Origin of the sequence: Lysinibacillus sp. NPDC097287 (assembly GCF_044761695.1) — a bacterium.
Taxonomy (GTDB): Bacteria; Bacillota; Bacilli; order Bacillales_A; family Planococcaceae; genus Lysinibacillus.
In genome coordinates, this window is the sequence record NZ_JBIWCX010000015.1 from 86828 (window position 1) to 96189 (window position 9362).

Below are 9362 nucleotides of genomic sequence, written 5' to 3' on the forward strand. Positions count from 1 at the left end.
TTAAAGGTTGAAAGTAGATTTAGTCGATAATAAAGGGAACAATACCCTCGTTCAAGTGATGAAAGATGAAATAAAAAAAGGCTCAAAAATTACAGTTGCTTCTGCAAAATTTAGTATGAATGTCTTTCAAGAATTAAAAAAAGCGTTAGCTAAAGGTGAATCTTTTCGTTTTCTCTATACAGAGCCAACTTTTTATAAACAAGAAATCGATGAAAATAATCAATTTAAATTGGCAGAACGAAAAGGTCAACAGCTCCAGTTAGAAGGAAATCAGTTTGAAATTCCTTTACGAAATCAGATGGTAGCTAAACAGATCGCAAGAGAATTATCAGAATGGATTCGTGAAAATGCGGAATTTAAAACGATTTTAGGGGAAGTAATGTATCCTAAGCAAATTATGATTAAAAACAAAACGGATGAAGGCGTATTTATTCAATCGGAAATTGAATTTACTGCGGACGGATTAGGTATTACTCCCTCGAATCGACAAGCTAGTTATACTGTCATGAAAGAAACGGTGGGTGTTACACAAAACATGCTCTCAGAGTTTGATAGACTTTGGCAGGATGAAACAAAATCCAAGGAAATTACTGCTGAAGTTTTGCAACAACTGGACGCCTTTCAGAAAGAAAATGCGCCAGAGTGGCTCTATTTTGTCACGCTTTATAATATTTTTTCTGAAAATCTAGAAGGTCTTTCAGAGGACAATATTATTAAAGAAGGAACCAACTTTAAAGATACTGTCATTTGGAATAAGCTTTACCCATTCCAACGTGACGGTGTACTCGGCATGATTGACAAAATGGAAAAATATAACGGATGTATTTTAGCTGATAGTGTCGGGTTAGGGAAAACCTTTTCGGCTCTAGCAATCATTAAATATTATGAGTTACGAAATGATCGTGTATTAGTTTTATGTCCGAAAAAGCTACGAGATAACTGGACTGTCTATACGCAAAACGATAAAAGAAATGTCTTAAATGAAGATCGCCTTAACTATGATGTATTAAATCATACAGATTTAAGCCGTGAAAGTGGTATGTCAGGTGAAATACGTCTCGATACGGTAAATTGGTCCAATTATGATTTAGTCGTGATCGATGAGTCACATAACTTCCGTAATAACAATGCGCATAAAGGGCGGTTAACGCGTTATCAAAAGCTCATGCAGGAAATTATAAAAAAAGGTGTTAAAACGAAAGTGCTATTATTATCTGCTACACCTGTAAACAATAAAATGAATGATATTAAAAATCAAATTGCCTTTATTACGGAAGACAATGACCATGCACTACAACAAGTAGGTATTGAGAGTATTGAACAAACATTACGAGCTGCACAAGCTGCGTTTAACCGTTGGACAGCATTGCCGGCACCGAAGCGAACTACGGAAGAATTTTTAAATATGGTCGAGCAGGACTATTTCCAATTGCTTGATTTATTAACGATTGCTCGTAGTCGTAAGCATATTGAAAAATACTATAACGTCAAAGATATAGGTAATTTCCCAACACGTTTAAAGCCGATTTCCATTAAAGCTGATGTAGATACAGAACAACGTTTCGTTGATATGAACGAAGTCAATGAGCGCTTAGAGTCATTAAGTTTTAGTATTTATCAACCAATGAAATATGTCTTACCACATAAACGTAAGCATTACGAAGAACTGTATGACACAAAAGTAAAAGATGGTCAATCGACTTTTAAACAAACTGATAGAGAATATGCAGTAGCAGCATTAATGAAAGTTAACTTGTTCAAACGTTTAGAAAGTTCAATTCATGCATTTAGGCTTACACTTGAAAAGTTAGTCGCACGAATGCAAGGGACACTTCAAACTTTACAGCTTCAAAACGAGCAAACATATTCGGAACAGTATGATGATGCAACGGAGCTTGATGATGAGCAACTTGAAGCAATCACAGTTGGTAGTGACAAAGTGCAAATTCAATTAAATGATATTGACGGATTAAAATGGGCAGGCGATTTACGTGCTGATTTAGCTACATTACAGGACCTTTTGCAGCAAGCAACGCAAATTTCGACTACGCGCGATGCAAAATTAGAACAATTAGTAAAATTAATTCAAGAAAAACTCAATAACCCAATAAATCCAGGAAATAAAAAGGTTATTATTTTCTCAGCCTTTGCTGACACAGCCAAATATTTGTACGACCATTTATCAGAGCGTTTACTGAATAAGCAGCTTCATTCCGCGTTAGTTGTAGGAAGCGGAGCGAACAAATGTACATTAAAAGGCGTCCGTGTAAAAGACATTAATGACATATTAATCAATTTTTCACCGAAATCGAAAGAACGACACAAGGTGGACAATAAACGTATAGATGAAATTGATATACTTTTTGCGACTGACTGTATTTCTGAAGGACAAAACTTGCAAGACTGTGATTATTTAATTAACTATGATATTCACTGGAACCCAGTACGTGTAATTCAACGCTTTGGACGTATTGACCGTATCGGCTCAACAAATACACAAATTCAACTAGTTAACTTCTGGCCGAACATGGATTTAGATGAATATATCAATTTGGAAGAACGTGTAAAAGGACGTATGAAAATATTAAATACTTCTGCTTCAGGGGAAGAAGATATTTTAGATACGTCATCGAAAGAAATGAATGACTTAGAGTATCGTCGCAATCAGTTAAAAGCGCTACAAAATGATGTATTAAACTTAGAGGATGTTTCCGGTGCTATTTCGATTACTGACTTAACGTATACGGATTTTAAAAGCGATTTAAGTACAGCGTTAAAATCGAATAAAAAAGAGTTTGCAGTTGCACAGAAAGGCTTATATGCAGTTGTTAGTAACGATGTTCTGCCAGAAGCACAGCCAGGCGTTATTTTCTGCTTTAAACAGCATAAAGATGTAGCGATTGAAAGCAATAGCTTAGCACCATATATTTTGTTGTATGTTACAGATGCAGGGGAAGCATTTATTCATTATACACATGCGAAGAAGGTCTTAGATGTTTATCGTAAACTAGCACTTGGGAAAAAAGAACCGGAAATTGATGCAGTTCAATGGTTCAATGAACAAACAAGTGATGCGACGGATATGGAGCATTATCAGGATTTATTGAAGCAAGCAATAAATATTATTAAAGACAAGCAAGAAGAGGTTGGATTTGAAAGTTTGTTTAGCTTCGGTGCAAATACATTACAAGCTCAGTTAGACTTAGGTGACGATGAAATCGAATTAATTTCATTTTTAGTTGTAAAGGATGAAACGCAATGAATGAAGGCCAGTTATTAAAAGCAATCAGTTTTCCGAAAGCAACACAAATCATGAAGACATTGCCGTATAATCAAATGGAAAACAAGCTAACGTCTGCTCAGAAAAAAATTATTTCTGAACATATTGTTTCAAGAGGTATTCGTATTTTAGCGACCATCCAAACTAGTAACACGAACATAGATGTATTTGAAAGCGAAACAGAGCGTTATGATTCAATCGTTTTTTTAGCCGTAAACGTAAAGGATTTAAAAAAGTCAGCGCAAATTTATAAAGTGTTTATGAGCATTATGCCGAATCCGCTTGTTATATTATTTTACGATGGGATGCGTACAAAATGGATATTTGCGACACATGAAAAGAAAAAGGACGGATTTTTAGCTAGCAAAGCGCTCTACGAGGTGCGAGAAGTTGTCACACTGCAAAAAGTAGAAGAACAGCTGAGTTTCGAAAATCTTCATAAAGCGAACTTAAAAACATTGTATGAATCGTGGCTTGAGCAATTGCTTCAGATTGAATTACAAGCTCGTTATAATATTTACACACCTGTATCTTTGGCGATTAATTTGTTGGAGAAACTCGTTGTCATGGATGCACAAATTGACAATTACATTGGACAAGCTAAAAAAGAAACACAACTGAACAAGCGAATTAAATTACAGCAAGCAGCGAATAAAGTAAAGCTTGCAAAACAAGCAATAATAGAAAAGGAGCAAGACAATGGTAAATAAAATGAACGGAGAATCGTTAAATATAACGGCACAAAATATTGCACATTTAAAAGAGATATTCCCAGAAATCTTAACAGATGGCGAAAAAATTGATTTTGATATGTTAAAAACAGTATTAGGTGAAGTTGTAGAAACAGAAAAAGAACGCTATCAATTCACTTGGAATGGCAAGAAAAAAATGATTGAAGGGGCGCAAAAACCTTCTAAAGGCACATTGCGACCAGTACCAGAAAAAAGTAAGAACTTCGATACTACAGAAAATTTATATATTGAGGGGGATAATTTAGAAGTATTGAAGCTATTACAAAAGTCGTATAACGGCAAGATTAAAATGATTTATATAGATCCTCCTTATAATACGGGGAAGGATTTTGTTTATAAGGATAATTTTAAAGATGGTGTACAAAATTATTTAGAGCAAACGGGACAAGTAGATGATAAGGGGAATGTGCTTTCCACGAATACGGAAAGTAATGGTCGCTTCCATACGGATTGGTTGAATATGATGTATCCGCGATTAAAGTTAGCTCGTAATTTACTTAGTGACAAGGGAATGATTTTTATTAGTATTGATGAGAATGAACAAGAGAGATTGAAGTTCATTTGTAATGAGATATTTGGTGAAAATAATTTTATTACAACAATTTGTAATTTAAATAATCCTAAGGGGCGCTCAGACGATAAATATATTGCTACCGCTCATGAATATATAATGATTTATTGTAAAAACAAAGAAAAGGTTGAATTATATGGTTTTGAACCTACTGAAGTTATTACAACTAGATATAACAAAGTGGAAGTGAATACAAATAGAAAATATAGAGAAATTGATTTGAGAAAAACTGGTGAAAATGATTTAAGAGAAGATAGACCTAATTTATTTTATTACTTTTATTATAATCAAGAAACAAAAGAAATTTATCCTTCACGTGAAGAGGATACACCAGAAGGATTTATTAAAATAAAACCCGTAAGAGCGGATGGTAGAGAAGGAAATTGGAGATGGGGACTAAATACTGCAATAGAAAAAATTAATAAACTTGTACCGAAATATATGCCCAACAAACAAATTTGGGGTATTATGGAAAAAGATTATTTAGATGAAAGAGATTTAGTTAAGTCAACAACAATTTGGAATTATAAAGATGTAAATAGTGAAAGAGGGACAGAGCAATTTATAAATTTAGATTTTGATAAAAACTTTTTCCAAAAACCTAAGCCAATCGGTACTATAGAACGATGTATGAGACTAGGATTAAGAAGTGAAGATATTATTTTAGATTTCTTTTCGGGTTCAGCAACTACAGCTCATGCATTAATGAAATTAAACTCCGAAGATGGAATAAAGAGGAAATTTATTTTGGTTCAATTACCTGAAGTAATAGATGGAAAATCACATATTCATAATGAGGATTTTCATACTATTTGTGACATCGGAGAAGAACGTATTCGCCGCGCTGGAGAGAAAATTAAAGCTGATTTAATAGAGCAGCAACAACAGGCAGGTATGCTGGATGAAAATATTGTGGATCCAAATTCATTGGATATTGGCTTTAAGGTATTAAAACTAGATACATCTAATATTCGCGAATGGAATGTTGATTTCGTTAATTTAGAGGCCGAGCTTGATTTATACGAAACACCATTTATTGATGGTCGTTCTGAAGAAGATATTGTATATGAAATTATGCTAAAGCAAGGCCTTGAGCTAACATATCCGATTGAGACGTTTGAAGTGAATGGTCAAACGGTTTATGATATTGCGTTCGGTAGCTTATTTGTTTGTTTATCGCAAAAAATTACTGCGGATATTGCCAAAGCAATCATTGCACGTCGTGATGAGCATGGGACGGATACGAGTAGCGTTATTTTCAGTGACGCAGGCTTTGATAATGACTCGGATAAATTGAATTATATAGAAATCTTAAAAGATGCAGGTTATCCAGACGATAACTTGTTGACACTTTAGAGGTGATGCAACATGAAAATTCAATTTGATGATTTAACGTATCAAACGGATGCGATAAATGCCATATTAGGTGTATTTGAAGGGCAGCAAATTCGTAAATCAGAGTTTACCATTATGGATCAAGATGCACAGGGAAAGCTTTTTGGTGAAAAAGGTGTCGGCAATAAAATCGATATTTCCATTAGTAAGCTTCTTCAAAACGTGCAGCAAATCCAAATTAATCGAGGTATTCCGATTGCTAAGAATATCCCTGGTGCATTCCCTCAATTTAATATTGAAATGGAAACAGGTACTGGTAAAACGTTCGTTTATTTAAAGTCGATTTTAGAAGTGAATCGTAAGTATGGCTTCACAAAATTTATTATCGTTGTCCCTTCTGTTGCAATTAAAGAAGGGGTAATGAAAACGCTTGAAATGACACGCCAATATTTCAAAACGCAAATGCAAGGCCAAGTTTATCGTTCATTTATGTATGATAGTTCACAACTAAATGATGTTCAGGCCTTTGCGACAAGTGATAACGTGGAAATTATGGTCATTAACATTCAAGCCTTTTCAAAAAGTGCAAAAAACAATGACAATATGAACATTATTTATCGTAATGACATGGATGCGTTGTACGGTATTGCGCCAATCGAGTTAATTGCTGAAACAAATCCAATTGTTATTATTGATGAGCCACAAAGTGTGGATAATACGGAAAATGCACAGGCAGCTATAGCGGCGCTTAACCCTTCAGTTGCTTTCCGCTTCTCTGCAACACATAAAAATAAAAGCTATCCATTAATTTATAAGCTAGGTCCAGTGGAAGCATATCAGCAAAAACTTGTTAAACAAATTGAGGTAGCTGGTATTAAACGTTCGATTGATGGTAATGAAGCTTATTTGAAATTACTGAGTATTAAAGCTACGGCCAAGACGATTACAGCAACGGTTGAAATGCTTGTGAAAAACAAAACTGATATTGAAAAGAAAGACATTAAGCTTAAGCAAGGCGATGATTTGTATATTAAATCGAAGCGAATTGCAGCTTATGAATCGGTAGGGTTTGTAAAAGATATTTCAGCAGTGCCTAGCAATGAATATATTGAGTTTTCAGGGGAGCCATCAATGATTCGCCTGAGCCAATCACAAAACGAGGATTTAGAAATTAAGCGTGGCCAAATCCGTAAAACGATTGAGGAACATTTAAATAAAGAGCTAAAACTGAATGCTTTAGGAATTAAAGTATTAAGTCTGTTCTTCATCGATAACGTAGCGAACTACCGTCAATATGATGAAGAAGGAAATGAAATATTAGGTATTTATGGTCAAATTTTCGAAGAGGAATATAAGGACGCTTTAAAATCTTCAAAATATAAAAAGCTTCGTGATTATGATGTGCCAGTAGAAGAAACTCATAACGGCTATTTCTCGATTGACGGTAAAAAGAAAGTGAAAAATACTTCTGGTTCTTCTAAAGAAGACGAAACAACATACAACATCATCATGAAAAATAAGGAAGACTTATTGACGATGTATGACGAGGAAAAAGGGAAAACAAAAGCTGCACATAAGTACCGCTTCATTTTCTCACATTCAGCTTTAAAAGAAGGATGGGACAATCCAAATGTATTCCAAATTTGTACGCTAATTGAGTCTACGGATACAATTACAAAGCGTCAAAAGATTGGACGCGGTTTACGTATTGCAGTTAACCAAGACGGTGAACGTGTACCTGGCTTTGAAGTGAATACTTTAACTGTTATGGCAAATGAAAGCTATGATGAATTTGCTAAAGATTTGCAAACAGAGTACGAAGAGGAAGGTATGGAGTTTGGCATCTTTAAGCAAGATATTTTTAGTTCATTAGTTATTAAAGTGGATGAACATACTGGTATCAAAACACCGCTTGGTCACGAAAAATCTGAGCAACTTGTTGATTATTTAAAAGAGCAAAAATACATTGATGATAAACATAAGGGGACGGTAGCACTTGCTAAAGCGATAAAAGAAAAAACGTTTGATATTCCAGAAGAGTTTAAAGAGCTTGCACCGGACATGAAAGAAAGAATCATCGAAGCGATTGAGTTGAAATTTAATGTTGAAAAAATCGAGATTAAAGATAATGACAAAAAGGAAAGTGTAAAGCTAAACAAAGAAGCACTTTCAGGGCCGTTTTTAGAGTTGTGGGAGCGTATTAAATATAAAACGAATTATACGATTCAATTGGATACGGACAAATTTATTAAACAAGCTGGGGATAAATTAAATGATGAGCTAATCGTTCGTATTAATAAGCTAGAATATGAGCGCCATAAAATTGAAACAACTGAGGCAGGTATTTCGACTGTTAAGGAAGAATCAACGGTATTTGCAACGACGGAACGCGATTATGAAAAGGCGCCAGATATTTTGACGTACTTGCAAAACGAGACGAAATTAAAGCGTAAAACTTTAATTCGAATTTTAAAGGATAGTGGCACGTTATCTGATTTCAAACGTAATCCACAAACGTATATGATGGAAGCTGCTCGTATTATTAATGCGGCAAAACGTATGGCTATGGTCGATGGCATCAAATACGAAAAATTAGCAGGCAACGAGGTATATGACCAATCGCTAATTATTAAAGAAGAGATTGAAACATACAGCGACAACATCGTACCAGTAAGCAACAACCGCTCGCCATACGACCATATTATTGTTGATTCTTCAGTTGAAAGAGAGTTTGCGGAAGCGTGTGAGCAGGATACAAATGTGAAGTTTTATATTAAGCTCCCTACTGAGTTTAAAATTAAAACCCCACTTGGTATGTACAATCCAGACTGGGCATTAGCGCTTGAAAAAGACGGTAAAGATCATTTGTACTTCATCGTTGAAACAAAGGGCAGTATAGCATCAGAAGATTTACGTCCAACAGAGTTAGCTAAAATCCGTTGTGGAGAAAAGCACTTCTCGGCAATTCAAACAGGGATTATTTTTAAAAAAGCTACAGAGTTACTTGAAGTATATTAGATAGAGTGAAGTTAATAAAAATATCTATTATATAGAAGGTGAAAAAAATTTAGAGTAAATAGTGGTCGCGCATAAATGCTAATCACACTTAACTAAAAGCACGTAGTATGTCAAATGAGTCTGGACGCTTTTGCAGGCTCATTTGGCATGGTGGTAGAGCGGTTAGTACACCATGAATTTTTTGTATGTTTCTAAATTTAAAATGCCATATATATAAATAGAATTTTAATCATATTGTTTAGGTAGATTTTTCGGGCAACAATGATAGAAAAATCATAGCTAAATATTATTTCAATAAAATATTCCACTTATCGCACTGACCAAATAACATGAGACAAATAAAAACACCTTTCATTGAATAACGGGTATTTAAACCTGAAATAATCAATGTGGAGGTGTTTTTCTA

At 34.5% G+C, this 9362-nt stretch carries 4 protein-coding genes; all 4 read left to right on the forward strand.

What is annotated here, in order from left to right:
• The first annotated feature begins 7 nt into the window (after nt 1-7).
• From ACIQ2D_RS18250 to ACIQ2D_RS18265, 4 genes are read left to right on the forward strand one after another with little or no spacing between them, the layout of a single operon-like run.
• A complete protein-coding gene (locus ACIQ2D_RS18250; protein WP_402866610.1) occupies nt 8-3262 on the forward strand; it encodes a helicase-related protein in 3255 nt (1084 codons plus the stop codon).
• Nucleotides 3259-3990, forward strand: coding sequence for a DUF4391 domain-containing protein (locus tag ACIQ2D_RS18255; RefSeq protein ID WP_402866613.1), 732 nt, complete (start codon nt 3259-3261; stop codon nt 3988-3990). Before ACIQ2D_RS18250 ends, ACIQ2D_RS18255 begins: the two co-directional genes overlap by 4 nt.
• Nucleotides 3980-5959 carry a site-specific DNA-methyltransferase gene (locus tag ACIQ2D_RS18260; protein WP_402866616.1) on the forward strand — a complete coding sequence of 660 codons (1980 nt, stop codon included), beginning with the start codon at nt 3980-3982 and terminating at the stop codon, nt 5957-5959. The genes ACIQ2D_RS18255 and ACIQ2D_RS18260 overlap by 11 nt, the downstream gene beginning before the upstream one ends.
• A gap of 12 nt (nt 5960-5971) precedes the next feature.
• Complete coding sequence (locus tag ACIQ2D_RS18265; protein ID WP_402866619.1) at nt 5972-8956, forward strand: restriction endonuclease; 2985 nt, start codon at nt 5972-5974, stop codon at nt 8954-8956.
• Nucleotides 8957-9362: the final 406 nt, after the last annotated feature.